Source organism: Dyella sp. LX-66 (assembly GCF_018599165.1).
Taxonomy (GTDB): domain Bacteria; phylum Pseudomonadota; class Gammaproteobacteria; order Xanthomonadales; family Rhodanobacteraceae; genus Dyella_D; species Dyella_D marensis.
This window is the reverse complement of sequence record NZ_JAHFVJ010000001.1, coordinates 669,405-685,854: the sequence shown is the minus strand read 5'-3', so window position 1 is coordinate 685,854 and position 16,450 is coordinate 669,405. Positions and strand designations below refer to the sequence as shown.

19 protein-coding genes are annotated in these 16,450 nt (G+C 68.7%); 8 read left to right on the top strand and 11 right to left on the bottom strand.

Features of this window, described 5'->3' with window-relative positions:
• Positions 1-100: 100 nt before the first annotated feature.
• From KK141_RS03090 to dnaG, 6 genes are all read right to left on the bottom strand, one after another.
• Complete coding sequence (locus tag KK141_RS03090; RefSeq protein ID WP_345777574.1) at positions 101-856, bottom strand: SGNH/GDSL hydrolase family protein; 756 nt, start codon at positions 854-856, stop codon at positions 101-103.
• Between the two features lie 158 nt (positions 857-1,014).
• On the bottom strand, positions 1,015-2,244 hold the full coding sequence (locus tag KK141_RS03085) for a serine hydrolase domain-containing protein (RefSeq protein WP_214570903.1): 1,230 nt from the start codon (positions 2,242-2,244) through the stop codon (positions 1,015-1,017).
• A gap of 128 nt (positions 2,245-2,372) precedes the next feature.
• Positions 2,373-2,834, bottom strand: a complete 462-nt coding sequence (locus KK141_RS03080) for a GNAT family N-acetyltransferase (RefSeq protein WP_214570902.1) — start codon at positions 2,832-2,834, stop codon at positions 2,373-2,375.
• A 9-nt stretch (positions 2,835-2,843) separates the two neighbouring features.
• On the bottom strand, positions 2,844-3,443 hold the full coding sequence (locus KK141_RS03075; RefSeq protein WP_214570901.1) for a pentapeptide repeat-containing protein: 600 nt from the start codon (positions 3,441-3,443) through the stop codon (positions 2,844-2,846).
• A gap of 4 nt (positions 3,444-3,447) precedes the next feature.
• Complete coding sequence (locus KK141_RS03070) at positions 3,448-4,074, bottom strand: DedA family protein (protein ID WP_214570900.1); 627 nt, start codon at positions 4,072-4,074, stop codon at positions 3,448-3,450.
• Positions 4,075-4,192: 118 nt separating this feature from the next.
• Positions 4,193-5,923: a DNA primase gene (gene dnaG, locus KK141_RS03065; protein ID WP_214570899.1), complete on the bottom strand. Its 1,731-nt coding sequence runs from the start codon at positions 5,921-5,923 to the stop codon at positions 4,193-4,195.
• Between the two features lie 78 nt (positions 5,924-6,001).
• On the opposite strand from dnaG, the gene KK141_RS03060 reads away from it, so the two are divergent.
• Positions 6,002-6,634: a GNAT family N-acetyltransferase gene (locus tag KK141_RS03060; RefSeq protein WP_214570898.1), complete on the top strand. Its 633-nt coding sequence runs from the start codon at positions 6,002-6,004 to the stop codon at positions 6,632-6,634.
• 10 nt (positions 6,635-6,644) lie between these two features.
• On the opposite strand, the gene KK141_RS03055 is transcribed toward KK141_RS03060, so the two are convergent.
• On the bottom strand, positions 6,645-6,815 hold the full coding sequence (locus KK141_RS03055) for a DUF1328 domain-containing protein (RefSeq protein ID WP_214570897.1): 171 nt from the start codon (positions 6,813-6,815) through the stop codon (positions 6,645-6,647).
• Between the two features lie 149 nt (positions 6,816-6,964).
• On the opposite strand from KK141_RS03055, the gene KK141_RS03050 reads away from it, so the two are divergent.
• Positions 6,965-7,282 (top strand): hypothetical protein, encoded by a 318-nt coding sequence (locus KK141_RS03050; protein WP_214570896.1) that lies wholly within the window; start codon positions 6,965-6,967, stop codon positions 7,280-7,282.
• A gap of 77 nt (positions 7,283-7,359) precedes the next feature.
• Here the strand turns inward: KK141_RS03050 and KK141_RS03045 are convergent, their stop codons facing one another.
• Together KK141_RS03045 and rpsU are read right to left on the bottom strand one after the other, a co-directional pair.
• Positions 7,360-7,803 carry a GatB/YqeY domain-containing protein gene (locus KK141_RS03045; RefSeq protein WP_167253604.1) on the bottom strand — a complete coding sequence of 148 codons (444 nt, stop codon included), beginning with the start codon at positions 7,801-7,803 and terminating at the stop codon, positions 7,360-7,362.
• A gap of 198 nt (positions 7,804-8,001) precedes the next feature.
• Entirely contained in the window at positions 8,002-8,217 is a 216-nt protein-coding gene (gene rpsU, locus KK141_RS03040) for a 30S ribosomal protein S21 (protein ID WP_014404075.1), read from the bottom strand.
• 55 nt (positions 8,218-8,272) lie between these two features.
• Here rpsU and tsaD point away from each other — a divergent pair, with 55 nt between their 5' ends.
• The 4 genes from tsaD to KK141_RS03020 all read left to right on the top strand — a co-directional run bounded on the left by tsaD (position 8,273) and on the right by KK141_RS03020 (position 11,139).
• Positions 8,273-9,322 (top strand): tRNA (adenosine(37)-N6)-threonylcarbamoyltransferase complex transferase subunit TsaD, encoded by a 1,050-nt coding sequence (tsaD, locus tag KK141_RS03035; RefSeq protein ID WP_214570895.1) that lies wholly within the window; start codon positions 8,273-8,275, stop codon positions 9,320-9,322.
• Positions 9,323-9,364: 42 nt separating this feature from the next.
• Positions 9,365-9,724, top strand: a complete 360-nt coding sequence (gene folB, locus KK141_RS03030; RefSeq protein WP_214570894.1) for a dihydroneopterin aldolase — start codon at positions 9,365-9,367, stop codon at positions 9,722-9,724.
• A gap of 8 nt (positions 9,725-9,732) precedes the next feature.
• Complete coding sequence (folK, locus tag KK141_RS03025) at positions 9,733-10,215, top strand: 2-amino-4-hydroxy-6-hydroxymethyldihydropteridine diphosphokinase (protein WP_214570893.1); 483 nt, start codon at positions 9,733-9,735, stop codon at positions 10,213-10,215.
• Between the two features lie 75 nt (positions 10,216-10,290).
• The gene (locus tag KK141_RS03020) at positions 10,291-11,139 is read left to right on the top strand and encodes a DUF6159 family protein (protein ID WP_214570892.1); all 849 of its coding nucleotides are present in this window, start codon (positions 10,291-10,293) and stop codon (positions 11,137-11,139) included.
• A 58-nt stretch (positions 11,140-11,197) separates the two neighbouring features.
• Here the strand turns inward: KK141_RS03020 and KK141_RS03015 are convergent, their stop codons facing one another.
• Positions 11,198-11,944 (bottom strand): pteridine reductase, encoded by a 747-nt coding sequence (locus KK141_RS03015; protein ID WP_214570891.1) that lies wholly within the window; start codon positions 11,942-11,944, stop codon positions 11,198-11,200.
• Between the two features lie 76 nt (positions 11,945-12,020).
• Complete coding sequence (locus KK141_RS03010; RefSeq protein ID WP_250901498.1) at positions 12,021-12,785, bottom strand: EcsC family protein; 765 nt, start codon at positions 12,783-12,785, stop codon at positions 12,021-12,023.
• A gap of 228 nt (positions 12,786-13,013) precedes the next feature.
• Here KK141_RS03010 and KK141_RS03005 point away from each other — a divergent pair, with 228 nt between their 5' ends.
• Positions 13,014-15,170 carry a TonB-dependent receptor gene (locus tag KK141_RS03005; protein WP_214570890.1) on the top strand — a complete coding sequence of 719 codons (2,157 nt, stop codon included), beginning with the start codon at positions 13,014-13,016 and terminating at the stop codon, positions 15,168-15,170.
• A gap of 58 nt (positions 15,171-15,228) precedes the next feature.
• Positions 15,229-16,431 carry an SAM-dependent methyltransferase gene (locus KK141_RS03000; protein WP_214570889.1) on the top strand — a complete coding sequence of 401 codons (1,203 nt, stop codon included), beginning with the start codon at positions 15,229-15,231 and terminating at the stop codon, positions 16,429-16,431.
• Positions 16,432-16,450: the final 19 nt, after the last annotated feature.

Genomic DNA, 16,450 nt, shown 5'->3' with positions numbered 1-16,450 from the left:
CGCAATCACGGTAAAGGAACGCACTCCGCGCTCCGGAGCGGCGATGCTAGCGGATCGCCGCGCGGCTTGTCGGGATGCCTTGTGGCACGTGAAGCGCGCGTCAGTGCGACAGCGCGCGCTCGATCGCTTGCTGCGCCAGCGGCGCCATGCGCGCATAGCCGGCGGGCGTGGGATGCACGCCGTCGCCGGCCAGTTCCGCGTCGAGGCCGCCGTCCTGGTTGGCCATGGCGCCGTAGTAGTCCAGATAGACGGCGCCGTTGGCGGCGGCGTACTGCTTGATCCATGCATTCAGCGCACGCACCTTGTCCGCCGGCTGCAGGCCGCGGCGCCAGGGGTAGTCGCTGACCGGAAGAATGGAGGCGAGGATCACGCGGATATGGTGGGCGCGCGCCAGCTCCGCCATCGAGCGCAGGTTGTCCTCGATCATCTCCGGCGTGCTCACGCCGCTGTTGCCGGCGATGTCGTTGGTGCCGGCCAGGATCAGCACGGCCGCGGGCTTGAGGTCGATCACGTCCTGGCGGAAGCGCACCAGCATCTGCGGCGTGGTCTGGCCGGCGATGCCGCGGTTCACGTAGGGCTTGCCGGGAAAGAACGTGGTGTCCGGCTGGCGGCCCCAGTTGTCGGTGATGGAGTCGCCGTAGAACACCACGCGCCGCTCGCCGGGCTTGAGGGCTTCGAGATGGGCATTGGCTTCGCGGTAGCGCGAGAGCTGCGGCCAGTCGGCCAGGCGCTGCTGCAGCGAGGCGACGTCGTCCGGTGTAAGCGAGGAGGGCGCGGCGGTGAAAAGCGGGTCGATCGCTTCGGGGGCGATGGGGTGATTAGGCACCGCGTGATCAGGCACCGCGTGGTCAGGCACGGCATGGTCCTGTGCCGAAACGGCGGGTGCGATCAGGACAAGAGCGAGCAGCAGGGTACGGAAGGCTGGCACGGCGTGGTTCCGTTTGGACGTCCGAACGACGGGAACGTCCCTTGTAACCGGTTCACCACGCCGATGCGAGCGGCGCGCGCACGCTTTCAGGGGTCGGGGTTCTGCTCGAACTTGCCCAGCACCTGCCACAGGTTGGCCAGCTCGCGCGCCACGTCGGCGCGATCGCCGTCGCTGATGTTGGTGATCAGCACCCGGCCGGTGCCGGTGGTGGGGTTGAACGACATCTGCACGGTGACGCCGGCATCGCCGCCGTTATGGCCCAGCTCGCCGCTGACGGTGCGCTGCCAGAACAGGCCCTGATCCAGGCCATCGCCCGCGCGCACGCCCTTGGGCTGCTCGCCCTTGGGCCAGGCGGGGCCGAACATGGTCTTGTACGACGCCGCCGACAGCAGGCCGGCGCGGCCGCCGTAGCCGCTGATCATCTCGGCCAGGAACTTGCCCACGTCGTTGCAGGAGGAATACAGGCCGCTGGCCGCGTAGGACGGGAAGCTGTACGGCGCCAGCGGCTTCTTGTTCTTGTCGTACAGCGTGGCCTGCGGGCCCTGCGTGTCGGACGGCGTCCAGCCGGTGGCGTTCATGCCGAGCTTCTGGAAGATGCGTTCGCGCGTGAGCATGCGGTACGGGCTGCCGGCCTTGTATTCCACCGCCAGCGCGACCAGGGCCGAGCCGAGGTTGCTGTAGCGGTAGGTGCTGCCGGGCGCGGTCTTGGCGAAGTTGGCCTCGTTGTAGCTGGCGCCCATCGGTTCGAGATAGGCCTTGAGCAGGCCGCGCGTGTCGAACGAGGAGGGCGCGCCCTTGCCGTAGCTCTGCGTGTAGAACGGCTCGCGGTCGACGATGCCGGAGCTGTGCGTGGCGAGCTGGCGCAGGGTGATGGCGTTGGAGGCGTAGTGCGGGTTGTGCACGTCGAACGGCAGCTGGCGGCTGATGTCGGTATCCAGCGACAGCGCGCCGATCTGTACCTGCTGCATCAGCGCCACCGCCAGCACCGGCTTGGCGATCGAGGCCACGGGCTGCACGGTGTCCGGCGTATACGGGCGCTTGCTGGCAAGGTCCGCATAGCCGAAGCCCTTGGCGTAGCGCACGCCGGCGCGGTCGACGACGGCGACGCAATAGCCCGGCAGCGTGGACTTCGCCTGCAGTTCGTCCAGCGCCTTCTGCAGGGTGGACGGCGTGACGGCGGCCGCGCGCGGCAGCGCCTGCGCGGGCAGGCCGGCGGCCAGGCTCAGCGCGGCGGCGAGCGCGCAGGCGGAGAGGCGGGCCAAGGCATGGCCCGCGCTGCGACCCGGCGGGGTCGGCGGCGTGGTGTCGAGGTGCATGGGTTCCCTGTTCGTCCTGAAGCAATGGGGCTCCTGGGTCCGGCATTTTAGCCGGGGCGGGGACCCGGATGGGGCAATTTTCGTGCGGCGCAGCACGAAAGCCGAGGCGGGTGCCTGGCTGGGCCCGCTCAGAACAGCTTGCGGTAGACCACGAAGCCGGAATGCTCGGCCACCTGGTCGTACAGCCGCATGGCGGTGGCATTGGTGTGGTGGGTCTGCCAGTACACCCGCGGCGAGCCGGCCTGGCGGGCCTGCGCGTAGACGGCCTCGATCAGCGCCTTGCCCACGCCGCGGCCGCGGGCGGCCTCGACGGTGAACAGATCCTGCAGATAGCAGTTCAGGCCGATCGCGGTGGTGCTGCGGTGGAACAGGTAGTGCACCAGCCCCAGCAGCGCGCCGCCGCTTTCGGCCACCAGCGCATGCACCGGTTCGCCTTCGTCGAAGAAGCGCTCCCAGGTGGTGCGGGTGATCTCATCCGGCAGCGCGGTGGGGCCGGAGCGGCCGTAGAAGGCGTTGTAGCCGTCCCACAGCGGGGTCCAGGCGGCAAGGTCGCTGCGGCGGATGGGGCGGACGATGACGGGTTCGGGCACGGCGGGGCCTCAGTCGTTCAGTTCGATATCGAGGCTGTCCAGCAGGGCGGCCGCCTCGGGCAGGGAGAACTTCGCGCGCTTGATGTCGTTGAGGAACACATCGATGCGGTAGTTGCGCGCTTCGCGGAAATCCGCGCGGGCCAGCCGGGTGCGGCGGAAGATGGCGCCGTCGAGGTCGCTGTGGCGGAAGTCGGCGTCTTCCAGGTCGGCTTCGGTGAAATCCGTCTCGCCCGTGCGGCATTCGAGCAGCTGCAGCTCGCGCAGCGACAGGCCGAAGAAGCTGCTGTCGTGCAGCGCGCAGCGCTCGAACGCCAGCATCGCGCCCAGGCGCACGGTGGGCCAGTGGGCGTGGGTCCAGTCGATGCCGACCAGCTTGCTGTCGAGGAAGCGCGCCTCGACCTGGCTGCCGGTGAGGCGGACCAGGGCCAGGTTGCAGTCGGTGAATTCGCAGTCGCGCAGGCGGCAGTTGCGCACGGTGGCCGCGGTGAAATCGCAGTGCTCGAAGCGGCAGTCTTCGAAGCGCAGGTCCTCCAGCATGGCGCCCCCGAGCTGCAGGCCGCGGAAGTGCTGTCCGCTGTACTCGCGCTGCTCGAACGGGCTGCCGGCCACGGCGCTAGGACTCCGCCTTCTCGCGCGCCACGCGGCGGCGGTGCCGCCACCACAGCACCAGCACCACCGCCAGGATGATGCCGCCCAGCGCCCACAGGCTGCTCTGGCCGCGGCGGATCCACATCACCAGCCACTCGTGATTGTTGGCGCCGAAATAGCCCAGGTACACCCAGATCGGCACGCTGATCAGCGCGGCCAGGCCGTCCAGCAGAAAGAAGCGCATGAACGACACGCGGTGTGTGGTGCCGGCGGTGATGTACACCGCGGTGCGCATGCCGGGCAGGAAGCGCGCGATGAACATCAGGCGGTTGCCGTAGCGCTCGAACTTCTCCTGCACCTTGGCATAGCGCTCTGGCGTGAGCACGCGCGCGACCACGCGCCATTGCAGGATGCGCGCGCCGTAGTGGTGCCCCAGCAGGAACATGCCCGCGTCGCCCAGCAGCACGCCGACCATCGACACCGCGAACATGATGTGCACGTTGCCGTAGCCCAGGCCCGTGATGACGCCGCCGGCGACCAGGGTGATGTCCTCCGGCAACGGCGCGCCGGCACCGCACAGCAGCAGTGCGATGAAGACGGCGGCGTAGCCGTTCTCGGCGAACAGCGTGACGAGTCGTTCAAGCAGATCCATCGACGTCCTTGCCTGGTCGAGCCCCGGCGGAAAGCGAGGGGCGATGATCCCACAGGCGGGCCAATCCATGGGCGCCGGCCAGCGGGTGCGAAGCGGAGGAGGATAACCGCATGTACCGTCAACCCGAGAAGGAGGGGGGTTTGGTCGCGAGCAGTTCGCGCAGCTCGGCCTTCTCCGCGTCGTCGAGCGGACCCTGCTGCTGCTTGGCCGAGAGGAAGGCGCGGCGTTGCGCCGTGGCCTCCTGCTCCAGGCGGCGCAGCGCGTTGAGAAACGCGATCAGCAGATCCTCCGGCTCGCCCGGCACGGTGGCGGCCATCAATTTTTGCAGTGCGGAATACTCGGGCCGCTCGGCGAAGTGTTCCACCAGCACCATGGGATTGATGCCGGGCCGGGCGCGCGCCAGATCGATCAATTCGGCGAGCAGCTCGATGCCGGGTTTGTCCAGGCGCAGGAAGCCGTACGGACGCTCGACCTGATCGGCCATGCCAGGCTGGACCAGCAACAGTGCGATGGCGCTGCGCACCAGGCTGCGCTGCACCGCCACCGGCTGCTGCGCGGGACGGCGCGCGGCGGTATCGGGCTGCAGCACGGCGCGGGCGCCGGTGCGGCGTTCCAGGTCTTGCGCCATCAGGTCGCGGAAGGCGCCGTCGGGCAGGCGGGCGATCAGCGGGCGGGCACGTTCGGCCAGGCGGGCGCGGCCGTCGAGGCTGCCGATGTCCACTTCGTGGGCGAGTTCGCCGAAGAAATATTCCGACAGCGGCGTGGCGTTCTTCAGGCGCTGCTCGAAGCCCTGCTTGCCTTCCTTGCGGATCAAGGTGTCCGGGTCTTCGCCGTCGGGCAGGAACAGGAAATACGCCTGGCGGCCATCGCGCAGGCGCGGCAGCGCGGCTTCCAGCGCCTTCCATGCGGCGGCGCGGCCGGCGCGGTCGCCGTCGAAGCAGAACACCACGTCGGGCGCGGCGCGGAACAGCACTTCGGTATGGTCCGGCGTAGTCGCCGTGCCCAGGGTGGCCACTGCGATCGGCAGGCCAGCCTGGTGCATGGCGATCACGTCCATATAGCCCTCGACCACCACGATGCGCGCCAGGTTGCTGTTGGCCTGCTTCACCTGCCACAGCGCGAACAGCTCGCGGCCTTTGTGGAACAGCGCGGTCTCGGGCGAGTTGAGGTATTTGGGCCCCTGCTCGGACTGCAGCACGCGGCCGCCGAAGGCAATCACGCGGCCGCGGCGGTCCAGGATGGGGAACATCAGGCGTTCGCGGAAGCGGTCGTATTTGTTGCCGCGCTCGTTGCTGGCGACCATGCCGGCGTCGTTGAGCAACTGCATGCGCTTGGGATCGGTGCCCAGCGCCTTCAGCACGCCGTCGAAGCCGGCCGGCGCCCAGCCGATGCGGAAGCGCGCGATGGTGTCGGCGTCGAGGCCGCGCTTCTTGCAGTAGGCCTGCGCGTCGGGGTTGTGCGGCAGCTGGCCTTCGTACCAGCGCGCGGCGCTGTCGAGCAGGCTGTAGAGATCGGTCTTGTCTTCGCGCGGGGCGTTGTCGCGGCCGCCCTCGAAAGGCACCTTCAGGCCGACCGACTGCGCCAGTTCCTCCACCGCGTCGGGGAATTCCAGGCGGTCGTAGTCCATCAGGAACTTGATCGCGCTGCCGTGCGCGCCGCAGCCGAAGCAGTGGAAGAACTGCTTGGCCGGGCTGACGTAGAACGAGGGCGAGCGCTCGTTGTGGAACGGGCAGCAGGCGGTCCATTCGCGCCCGGCCTTCTTCAACGGCACGCGCCGCTCGATCACGTCGACGATGTCGACGCGGGAGAGCAGTTCGTCGATGAAGGTGTCGGGGATACGGCCGCGCATAAGCTCTCTAGTGTACGGGGGCGGTCAAGGGCTGGGGCCGGGGCTTATGCTGGCGGCTCATGGTCGGGGGAGGCGGGCATGGCGGCAAGTGCACAGGTGCGTTTCAGGCCCGCCGCGGCGGGAGATGTGGCCGCGGCGGTGCCGCTGATCCACAGCTCCGGGCCGGGGGCGTTCGAATACGTGTTCGCGGTGCCGGGACGCAGCGATGCGCAGGCCTTCCTGCGCCACGCTTTTGCCGACGGCGCCGGCGAATTCGGCTGGCGCAACCACTGCGTGGGGGAATTGCACGGGCGGGTGGTGGCGGTCGGCGCCGGCTATGGGGCGTCGACGCAGTGGGCGTTCACGCTGGCGGCGGCGCGGCAGATCCTGGGTTTCTTCGGCTGGCGGCATGCGGGCGGCGTGATTGCGCGTGGCCTGCGGGTGGAGGGGGTGATCAGGCCGCCGTCGGGGCAGATGCATTATCTGGCCCATCTGGGCGTGGAGCCGGCCCTGCGCGGGCGCGGCATCGGCGCGGCGCTGGTCGAGCATCTGGCCGGGCAAGCTGCTGCTTTGGGGCGCGTGCCGCTGGCGCTGGATGTGGCGGCGACCAATCCGCGCGCGCAGGCGCTGTATGAGCGCTGCGGCTTTGCGGTGACGGGGGAGCGGGCTTCGAGCCTGGCCGATGCGCGGGGACAGGTGCCCCCGCATCGGCGCATGGAGCGGTGGTCCTAGACGACTGCGCTTAGACGATATGAAAGATGCCGACCACGGCCAGCACCGCGATCAGGAACAGGATCACGAAGATCGCGAACAGGACCTTGGCGATGGTGCCGGTAACGCCGGAGACCGAGTAGAAACCCAGCCAGCCGGTGACCAGCGAAACGATGGCGAAGATGATGGCCCACTTGAGCATGCGTCTCTCCTTCCGTAGGCCGCGGCAGCGGCTTCCGCGAGGGTGGGCGTGCCGGTGTGAAGGGCTTGGCTGGATAATGCGTGGGCGGCGTCATGCCGCGACGCGGCTTTAACGCCGCGTTGGACACGGTTTAGTTCGGAGATAACGCCATGTTGACGGCGATGATGTTGCGCGCACAGCGCGCGATCGTGCAGCGCTTCGAGGAAGCGGGCGCGACGAGTAGGGAATCGGCGCGCGGCGTCGAGGAGCTGAAACTGACGCCGGGCATCGCCTGGTACCAGCTGGTGGAGCGCGGCGTGCTGCGCTGCCCGGGCGAGGGGCGCTATTTCCTGGACCGCGAGCGCTGGGAGCAGGTGAGCGGCCAGCGCCGCCACCACGCATGGGTGATGGTGGTGGCTGTTATTGCGCTGGTGCTGCTGCTGTTCTGGCTGCGGACGGCGGGCGGCCTGGGCCACCACCTGCCTTAGCCTTGGGCGAGCCGGCCTTAGGCGAGCAGGCCTTAGGCGAGCAGGCCTTAGGCGAGCAGGCCTTAGGCGAGCAGGCCTTAGGCGAGGCGCGCCTTCACGCGGGCCGAGACCACGGCCATGTCGGCGCGGCCGGCGGACTGCTGCTTCACCGCGGTGACCACCTTGCCCATGTCGCGGGCGGAGCTGGCGCCGGTGCTGGCGATGGCGGCGGTGATCAGCTCGTCGATCTCCGCCTCGCTGAGCTTGGCCGGCAGGTAGGTCTCGATCACGGCGACTTCGGCGCGCTCGGCATCGGCCAGGTCCTGGCGCTGGGCGGCGTCGAACTGGGTGATCGAATCGCGGCGCTGCTTGAGCATCTTTTCCAGCACGGCCAGGGTCTGCACGTCGTCCAGCTCGATGCGCTCATCCACTTCGCGCTGCTTGATCGAGGCGAGGATCAGGCGGATCACGGCGAGGCGGGCCTTGTCGCCGCCGCGCATGGCGTTCTTCATGTCTTCTTGGAGCTGTTGCCTGAGGGACATGTCACTCTCCGGAGAGGGGCTGTTGGCGTGAAGGAAACGCATAAAGCCGGCGTTGCCTGAGGCAACGCCGGCCGATGCTGGAGCGATAAGGCAGCGGCTGCGGATGCACGCGCCGGCTACCGTGGCATGAAAGGTGGCAGGCGGCGCCGTGGGCGCCAGGCCGTGACCTTTGCGTCCGCCGAAGGGCGGACGGCAGCCTCAGTACAGGCGCGTACGACGCGAGGTGTCGCGCGAGAGGCGGCGCAGGTGACGCTTCACCGCGGCGGCGCGCTTGCGCTTACGCTCCTGGGTCGGCTTTTCGTAGAACTCGCGCTTGCGGGTCTCGGCCAGGACGCCGGCCTTTTCACAAGTACGCTTGAAGCGACGCAGGGCAAGCTCGAACGGCTCGTTCTCGCGGACTTTTACGCTGGGCATGGAAACTCCGAGTGGTAAACTTGCCCGTCTGATCGGGCGAGCCGCGAAGTATAGCGTGGACACGAAGCAATTTTCAAAGCCTGTGCTGGGCATCGAAACCTCCTGCGACGAGACCGGGGTGGCCCTGCTGCGCTGGGAGCCCGCCGCGCCGGGCCGCGGCCTGCTGTCCCACGCCCTGTACAGCCAGATCAAGCTGCATGCCGACTACGGCGGCGTGGTGCCGGAACTGGCCAGCCGCGACCACGTGCGCAAGCTGCTGCCGCTGGTGCGCGAGGCCCTGGCCGAGGCCGGCCTGACCCCGCAGGACCTGGGCGGGGTGGCCTATACCGCCGGCCCCGGCCTGGTCGGCGCCCTGCTGGTGGGCGCCTCCGCCGCCCGGGCCATGGCCTGGGCGCTGGGCGTGCCGGCCATCGGCGTGCACCACATGGAAGGCCACCTGCTGGCCCCGCTGCTGGAGGAAGACCCGCCAGAGCCGCCGTTCGTGGCCCTGCTGGTCTCGGGCGGGCATTCCATGCTGGTGGAGGTGCAGGGCATCGGCCGCTACAAGATTCTGGGCGACACCCTGGACGACGCCGCCGGCGAAGCCTTCGACAAGACCGCCAAGCTGATGGGCCTGCCGTATCCCGGCGGCCCGGCGCTGGCCGCGCTGGCCCAGCAGGGGCGGGCGGGCGTGTTCCGCTTCTCGCGGCCGATGACCGACCGGCCCGGCCTGGATTTCAGCTTCTCGGGCCTGAAGACCCAGGTGCTGCTGGCGTGGCAGCAGTCGGACCAGTCCGAGCAGACCCGCGCCGACGTCGCCCGCGCCTTCGAGGAAGCCATTGTCGACACCCTGGCGATCAAATGCCGCCGCGCCCTGCAGGCCGCCGGCGCCAAACGGCTGGTGATCGCCGGCGGCGTGGGCGCCAACAAGCGCCTGCGCGCGGAGCTGGCCGAGGCCGGCGCCAAGGAAGGGTTCCGCGTGTATTTCCCGCGCCTGGCCTTCTGCACCGACAACGGCGCGATGATCGCCCTGGCCGGCGCGATCCGCCTCGCCGCCGGGCAGCAGCAGGACGAAAGCGTGCAGGTCTTTCCGCGCTGGGACCTGGAAACCCTGCCGGCGGTGTGACGACGCGTTAGGCTTGTCGTCTTTCTACCGTTCGGCACGGCCATGGACATCGTTTTTATCGAAGATCTGCGCATCGACACCGTCATCGGCATCTACGACTGGGAGCGCCGCGTGCGGCAGACGCTGTCGTTCGACCTGGAAATGGCCTTCGACAACACCCGGCCCGCGGCCAGCGACGACATCGCCGACACGCTCAACTACAAGGACGTGTCCAAGCGCCTGATCGAATACGTGGAAGCCTCCAGCTTCGGCCTGGTCGAGACGCTGGCCGAGCGCTGCGCGGCGATCGTGCGCGAGGAATTCGGCGTGGCCTGGGTGCGGCTGAAGCTGTCCAAGCCCGGCGCGGTGCGCGGCGCCCGTTCGGTGGGCGTGCGCATCGAACGCGGCGTGCGTCCGGGCTGAGCGGCGGCATGGCACGCGTTTACCTGAGCCTGGGCTCCAATCAGCAGCCGCAGCAGTATCTGCGCGCCGCGCTGGACGAACTGCGCGCGCGCTTCGGCGCCATCGAAGTGTCGCCGGCCTACCGCAGCAAGGCGGTGGGTTTCGACGGGCCGGACTTCGTCAACTTGGCGGTGGGCCTGGATACCGAGCTGGCGCCGGAAGCGCTCAACGACTGGCTGCACGCGCTGGAAGACCGCCACGGGCGCCGCCGCGACGTGCCGCGCTATTCCGACCGCACGCTGGATGTGGACATCGTGCTGTACGGCGACCTGGTGCGGCAGGGCGAAGGGCACCTGGACATTCCGCGTAAAGAACTCAAGCACGCCTTCGTGCTGCGGCCGGTCGCCGACATCGCGCCAGGCTTGCGCCACCCTGTCGACGGCCGAAGCATGGCCGAGCTGTGGGCGGCTTTTCCCGTGGCGAGCGAGCCGCTGACGGTCGAGCCGCTGTAAGGACGCACTGTCGCGTTTCCGGCGCAGATGCTAGAAATCGCGGCGCAACTTTCACCAAGGGACGAGGTAGGGGATATGGCAGGCAAGTTTGCGCGCAGTTGGAATCTGATGAAGGCGAGCGCGGCGGTGTTGCGTTCGGACAAGGCATTGATGATGTTCCCGCTGCTGTCGGGACTGTGCTGCCTGCTGGTGGCGGCAAGCTTCATCATCCCCATTGCCGTCGCGGCGGCGGGCATGGAGCACGTGAGCCGCGACAAGCTGCCGATCGGCTGGTACGTGGCGACGTTCGCGTTCTACCTGGTGCAGTACTTCGTGATCATCTTCTTCAACACCGCGCTGGCCGGCGCGGCGCTGCAGCGCCTGCGCGGCGAAGAGACCAGCCTGTCGGCCGGTTTCGCCATCGCCAAGTCGCGCGTCGGCGCGATCTTCGGCTATGCGCTGATCGCCGCCACGGTGGGCCTGTTCCTGCGCGCGCTGCAGGAGCGGCTGGGTTTCGTCGGCCGCATCGTGGCCGGCCTGCTCGGCCTGGCCTGGACGGTGGCCACTTTCCTGGTGGTGCCGGTGCTGGCCAGCGAGGAGATCGGCCCGATGGAAGCGGTGAAGCGCAGCGTGGAACTGCTCAAGCGCACCTGGGGCGAGAACCTGATCGGCAACGCCGGGATCGGCGTGGTGTTCGGGCTGCTGAGCTTCGTGTTGATCGTAGTCATGGGCGCCCTGGTGGTCGGTGCGCTTACGACGGAGTCGCTGCCGCTGATCGTGGCCGCCATCGCGGTGGCGGTGGTGAGCCTGATCGTGCTGGCGCTGGTGCAGGCTTCGCTGCAGGGCATCTATTCGGCGGCGCTGTACCAGTACGCCGAAGAGGGCAAGGTCGGCGGAGGTTTCGACCAAGCGCTGCTGGAGCAGGCGTTCCGCACCAAGAACTGATGCGCGCGGTAGTGCGTATCCGGAAGGGCGGCAGCGATGCCGCCCTTTTTTTATGGCATCAGATCGACAGCGAGCGGCCGCCGTCGATGCGGATGATCTGGCCGGTGACGAAAGGCGCGTCGCGCAGCAGCCACAGCACGGCGCCGGCCACGTCCTGCGGCGAACCGGCGCGCTGCAGCGGCGTGCGCGCGAGCATGGCCTGCTGATCGTCGTAGGGCTTGCCGTCGCTGGGCCACATCACCGCGCCGGGGGCGATGCCGTTGACGCGGATGTCGGGGCCGAGATCGAGCGCCAGCGAGCGCGTCATCGCGGCGAGCGCGGCTTTGGCCATGCAGTAGATGGGGTGGTTGGCGAGCGGGCGTTCGGCGTAGACGTCGACCAGGTTGACGATGGCGCCGTGTGTTTCGCGCAGCGCCGGGGTGGCGGCTTGGGCGAGGAAGAACGGGGCCTGCGCGTTCGAAGCGAACAGCTCGTTCCATTGCGCGGTGGTGGCGCTGCCGACCGCCGTGGGAAAGAAGGCGGAGGCGTTGTTGACGAGGGCGTCGAGGCGGCCGTAATGCTGCAGCGCCTGTTCGATCATCGCGGGCAAGCGGTCGAGATCCGCCAGTTCGCCCTGGATGGCCAGCGTGCTGCCCGCGCGCTGCTTTTCCAGTTCGGCCACCAGCGCAGCGGCTTCATTGGCCGAGCTGCGGAAATGCAGGACGAGGTCGTAGCCGGCCGCATGCAGCGTGCGCGCAATCTGCGCACCGACGCGCTTGACGCCGCCGGTGATCAAGGCGACGGGACGATCCTGGCGTGGCGGCATGCGCGGCTCCTGCGGGCGAAACAGCCGGCAGCTTGCCGGAAAGCGTGCGGGAGGTCATCCCGCGCCGCGCGGTTTTCTATTTCGGCGGATGGTGCTTGTCGTTGCGCGAACGCGTCACGCGCGCCATCACGCGTGCGGCGCCGGTGGCGGTTTTTTCCACCACGGCATTGCGCGCGCGGCGCACGGCGCCGGGTTGGCGTTCGGCGGCAGCAGCGAGGCGTGCGTCTTCGCCGCCGCCTTCGAAGTCGAAATCTCCGCCGAACATCGAGATGGCGGTGCTCGCTACTTGTCCGGTGTCGTAATACGCGTAAGCGCCGACGCCGAGCGCACCCACCACCGGCAGCCAGCGCGACAGGCCTTTGCCTACCGTGCGCTGGGTGATCTTCACGCCGACGCGCTTGGCCACGCGCTCGGCCACCGCGTACGACATGCGGCGGAACAGCAGGCGGTCGCCCATGCGCACCACCAGGTCGCGGAACGCCTGCGCGGCGGTGTGGCGGAACAGGCACCACAGCATCTGTTCGCGGCCCAGTTCCGCGTGGCGGCCGTAGGCGGCGGCGATGTCGCTGACCATCTGCGCCTGGATCTTCCAGATCGCGATCAGCTCCGGCAGCACGGTAAGCCAGCCCAGCGGCCCCGGCGGCAGCGCCAGCGAACCGGCGGTGAGCGCGGCGCGCTGTGCGGCGCGGTTGGCGATGCGGCGCGCCTCGGTCTCCGGCTCGCCGCTGGGGCCGACCTTGCTGCCCGGGATATCGCTGACAAAGTCCAGGATCGCCCGGGTCACGCGGCTGTGGTCTTCCGCGGTGATCACGGCGGGGAGTTGCTTGCGGTCGTCGCTCATGCGGGCCTCGGGGGCTGGGGTTCCTGGTCGCGGGTGGAGTCTAGGCTTTGTGGATGAAGCCGTTGCGAACGCTGCGCCGCCAGCTGCCGGCGCGGCTGCAACCGCTTGTTCCCGCAAAATATTGCGGTCGAAGGCATGACTTTCGGGGCAGGTAAATGAAAGGTAGGACTGGCAACGTTATAACGTATCGAAACACAGCCGCCCTCCACCTACTCCCCGAGTGACCCGATGAAGCACACCCTGCTCGCCATCAGCCTTGCCGCCGCCTTGTTCGCCGCCTCCGCCCAGGCCGCCGACACCGACACCACCGGCACGGACACCAACAGCAACGGCGCCACACGCAACAAGCCGCCGGCCAAGGTGCAGCAGCTGGGGGCGATCGATGTGAGCGCCGCGCTGGATATCTCGCGCAACGCGCTGTCGCCGGATACCGGCAGCAGCCAGTACGTGATCGACCAGAAAGCCATCGCGCAGCTGCCGCTCGGCGACAGCACGCCGGTGAACCAGGTGCTGCTGCAGGCGCCGGGCGTGGTGCAGGACTCCTACGGCGGCCTGCACGTACGCGGCGACCACGCCAACCTGCAATACCGCATCGACGGCGTGATCATTCCCGAATCGATCTCCGGCTTCGGCCAGACCCTCGACACCCGCACCATCAAGAGCGTGAAGCTGCTCGACGGCGCGCTGCCCGCGCAGTACGGCCTGCGCACCGCCGCGGTGGTCGACATCAGCACCAAGAGCGGCCACGACCTGGGCAACGGCGGCAGCGTCGGCATCACCGGCGGCTCGTTCGGCACGCTCAATCCGAATGCGTCGCTGTGGGGCACCACCGACCGCTGGAGCTACTTCCTCACCGCCAACTACCTGGAAAGCGACGTCGGCATCGAAAACCCCACGCCGAGCCGCAAGCCGATCCACGACCACACCAACCAGGTGAAGGCGTTCGGCGATATCTCGTACCTGATCGACAACCAGACCCGCCTGAGCTTCCTGTTCGGCATGGCCAACAGCCGCTTCCAGATCCCGAACAACCCCGGCCAGACACCCACCTTCGGCTATCTGGACGTGACCGATTTCGACTCGGCCAGGCTCAACGAACAGCAGCGCGAAAACACCCGCTTCGGCGTGCTCGCCCTGCAGGGCAAGCTCGGCGCCACCGACTACCAGGTGTCGATCGGCCAGCGCTATTCCAGCCTTGCGTTCACGCCGGACATGATCGGCGACCTGATGTTCAACGGCGTCGCTTCCAGCATCAACCGCAGCAACCGCGCCAGCACCCTGCAGGCCGATTTCGCCACGCCGCTGGGCGACACCCACACGCTGCGCTACGGCGTCTACGGCAGCTTCGAGCGTGCGCCCAGCAGCACCAGCGCCTGGGTGTTCCCGGTCGACGCCGGCGGCAACCAGTCCAGCACCACGCCGGTCAATATCCTCGACGGCAACCGCCTCACCGCCAAGACCTGGTCCGGCTACGTGCAGGACGAGTGGAGCATCGGCGAAAAGCTCACCGTGAACTACGGCCTGCGCGGCGACGTGTACAAGGCCTTCCGCACCGAAAGCCAGCTCAGCCCGCGCCTGGGCGCGGTCTACCAGGCCAGCGACGACACCACCCTGCATGCGGGTTATTCGCGCTACTTCACGCCGCCGGCGACCGAAGCGATCACCACCACCAATATCCAGAAGTTCGACGGCACCACCAATGCGCTGCCGGATAACGGCAGCAACACGCCGCTGGCCGAGCGCAGCGATTATTTCGACGTCGGCATCCAGCAGCGCATCGGTTCCTCGCTGACCCTGGGCCTGGACGCGTACTACCGCAAGGTGCGCCGCCTGCAGGACGAAGGCCAGTTCGGCGCCGCGCTGGTGTATTCCACCTTCAACTACGCCAAGGGCCGCATCCGCGGCGTGGAATTCACCGCCGACTACGACAACGGTCCGTGGTCGGCCTACTTCAACGTCGCGCTGTCGCAGGCGATGGGCGAGCGGGTGATCACCAGCCAGTACAACTTCGCGCCGGACGACCTGGCCTACGTGGCCAATCACTACATCCACCTGGACCACGACCAGAAGATCGCCTCCTCCGGCGGCGTGAGCTACGCCATCGACCCGGCCACCCGCGTCGGCGCCAACTACCTGTTCGGCAGCGGCCTGCGCCGCGACGGCACGGTGCCGAACGGCGCCTCGATGCCGGCCTACTTCCAGCTCAACCTCAGCCTGTCGCACGACTTCGAGTTCCAGAGCACCGGCAAGCTGCACACCCAGCTGGCCGTGATCAACGCGCTGGACCGCACCTACGAGCTGCGCGACGGCACCGGTATCGGCGTGGGCGCGCCGCAGTTCGGTCCGCGCCGCGGGCTGTATGCCACGGTGCAGAAGGACTTCTAAGCGGCACGATGCACCAACGCCGCGCCCGCAAGGGCGCGGCGAGCGCTATCCTTGCGCGATGAATCCCAGCTTTTCCCGCCTTCCCGAGCCCGGCGCCGACGAGCGCGCCCATTCCGACCATCTGCTGGCGCGCCTGCGCGAACACATCGCCGCGCACGGCCCCATGCCCTTCGCCGAATACATGGGTCGCTGCCTGTACGAACCGGGCCTGGGCTACTACAGCGCCGGCGCCACCAAGTTCGGCGCGGCCGGCGACTTCATCACCGCGCCGGAACTGGGCGATCTGTTCGCGCGCTGCGTGGCGAAGGTGATTGGGCCGGTGCTCGAACTGCTTGGCGACGAAGCCGACGTGCTCGAACTCGGCGGCGGCAGCGGCTCTTTCGCCGAATCCGCGCTGCTGGCCTTCCACGCCAACGCGCAAATGCCGCGCCGCTATCTGATCCTGGAACCCAGCGCCGACCTGCGCGAACGCCAGCGCGACCGCCTCGCCGCGGCGCTGCCGCCGGCTCTGTTCGCGCGCGTGCAATGGCTGGATCGTCCGCCGGAAGAGGAATGGCGCGGTGCGCTGTTCGCCAACGAAGTGATCGACGCCCTGCCCACCACGCGCTTCACCCTGCGCGCCGGCGAGGTCTACGAGGAATACGTCGCGCTCGACGGCGAAGGCCGGCTGATGCGCGTCGATCGTCCCGCGGATGCGCTGGTCTCCGGCGCCGTGCGCCATCTGGAGCGCGATACCGAAAGCAGCTTCGCCGACGGCTACCGCTCCGAAGTGCTGCCGCAGCTGCCGTACTGGATGCAGGCCATCGCCGGCTCGCTCGTCGCTGGCGTGATGCTGTTCGTCGACTACGGCTACGTGCGCCGCGAGTACTACCAGCCCGGCCGCAGCGACGGCACGCTGATGGCGCATTACCGCCACCACGCGCACGCCGATCCGCTGTTCCTGCCCGGCCTCAACGACCTCACCGCCTCGGTGGATTTCACCGCGCTGGCCGAAGCCGGCAACCAGGCCGGTTTCGGCGTGGCGGCGTATCTGCCGCAGGCGCAGTTCCTGATCGCTGCCGGCCTGCAGCAGGCCTTCGAAGACGCCTATGCCGAAGCGCCGGACGAAGCGGCGCGCTACCGCCTCGCCCAGCAGGTGAAGAAGCTCACCTTGCCGGACCAGATGGGCGAACGCTTCCAGGCGATGGTGCTGGCGCGCGGCATGGACGTGGTGCCGCTGCCGGCCGATCTGCTCGAAGCCGATCAGGGCGACCGGCTGTAAGGGCGCGCCGTCGCCGCTG

Excerpts from the sequence above, each read along its gene's own strand:
- KK141_RS03045 (WP_167253604.1), bottom strand. The coding sequence starts at position 7,803 with ATGTCCCTCAGGCAACAGCTCCAAGAAGACATGAAGAACGCCATGCGC.
- KK141_RS03015 (WP_214570891.1), bottom strand. The coding sequence starts at position 11,944 with ATGCCGCCACGCCAGGATCGTCCCGTCGCCTTGATCACCGGCGGCGTC.
- KK141_RS03050 (WP_214570896.1), top strand. The coding sequence starts at position 6,965 with ATGTTGACGGCGATGATGTTGCGCGCACAGCGCGCGATCGTGCAGCGC.
- KK141_RS03010 (WP_250901498.1), bottom strand. The coding sequence starts at position 12,785 with ATGAGCGACGACCGCAAGCAACTCCCCGCCGTGATCACCGCGGAAGAC.
- KK141_RS03020 (WP_214570892.1), top strand. The coding sequence starts at position 10,291 with ATGGCAGGCAAGTTTGCGCGCAGTTGGAATCTGATGAAGGCGAGCGCG.
- KK141_RS03070 (WP_214570900.1), bottom strand. The coding sequence starts at position 4,074 with ATGGATCTGCTTGAACGACTCGTCACGCTGTTCGCCGAGAACGGCTAC.
- dnaG (WP_214570899.1), bottom strand. The coding sequence starts at position 5,923 with ATGCGCGGCCGTATCCCCGACACCTTCATCGACGAACTGCTCTCCCGC.
- rpsU (WP_014404075.1), bottom strand. The coding sequence starts at position 8,217 with ATGCCCAGCGTAAAAGTCCGCGAGAACGAGCCGTTCGAGCTTGCCCTG.
- KK141_RS03005 (WP_214570890.1), top strand. The coding sequence starts at position 13,014 with ATGAAGCACACCCTGCTCGCCATCAGCCTTGCCGCCGCCTTGTTCGCC.
- KK141_RS03000 (WP_214570889.1), top strand. The coding sequence starts at position 15,229 with ATGAATCCCAGCTTTTCCCGCCTTCCCGAGCCCGGCGCCGACGAGCGC.
- KK141_RS03055 (WP_214570897.1), bottom strand. The coding sequence starts at position 6,815 with ATGCTCAAGTGGGCCATCATCTTCGCCATCGTTTCGCTGGTCACCGGC.
- folK (WP_214570893.1), top strand. The coding sequence starts at position 9,733 with ATGGCACGCGTTTACCTGAGCCTGGGCTCCAATCAGCAGCCGCAGCAG.
- KK141_RS03060 (WP_214570898.1), top strand. The coding sequence starts at position 6,002 with ATGGCGGCAAGTGCACAGGTGCGTTTCAGGCCCGCCGCGGCGGGAGAT.
- KK141_RS03085 (WP_214570903.1), bottom strand. The coding sequence starts at position 2,244 with ATGCACCTCGACACCACGCCGCCGACCCCGCCGGGTCGCAGCGCGGGC.
- folB (WP_214570894.1), top strand. The coding sequence starts at position 9,365 with ATGGACATCGTTTTTATCGAAGATCTGCGCATCGACACCGTCATCGGC.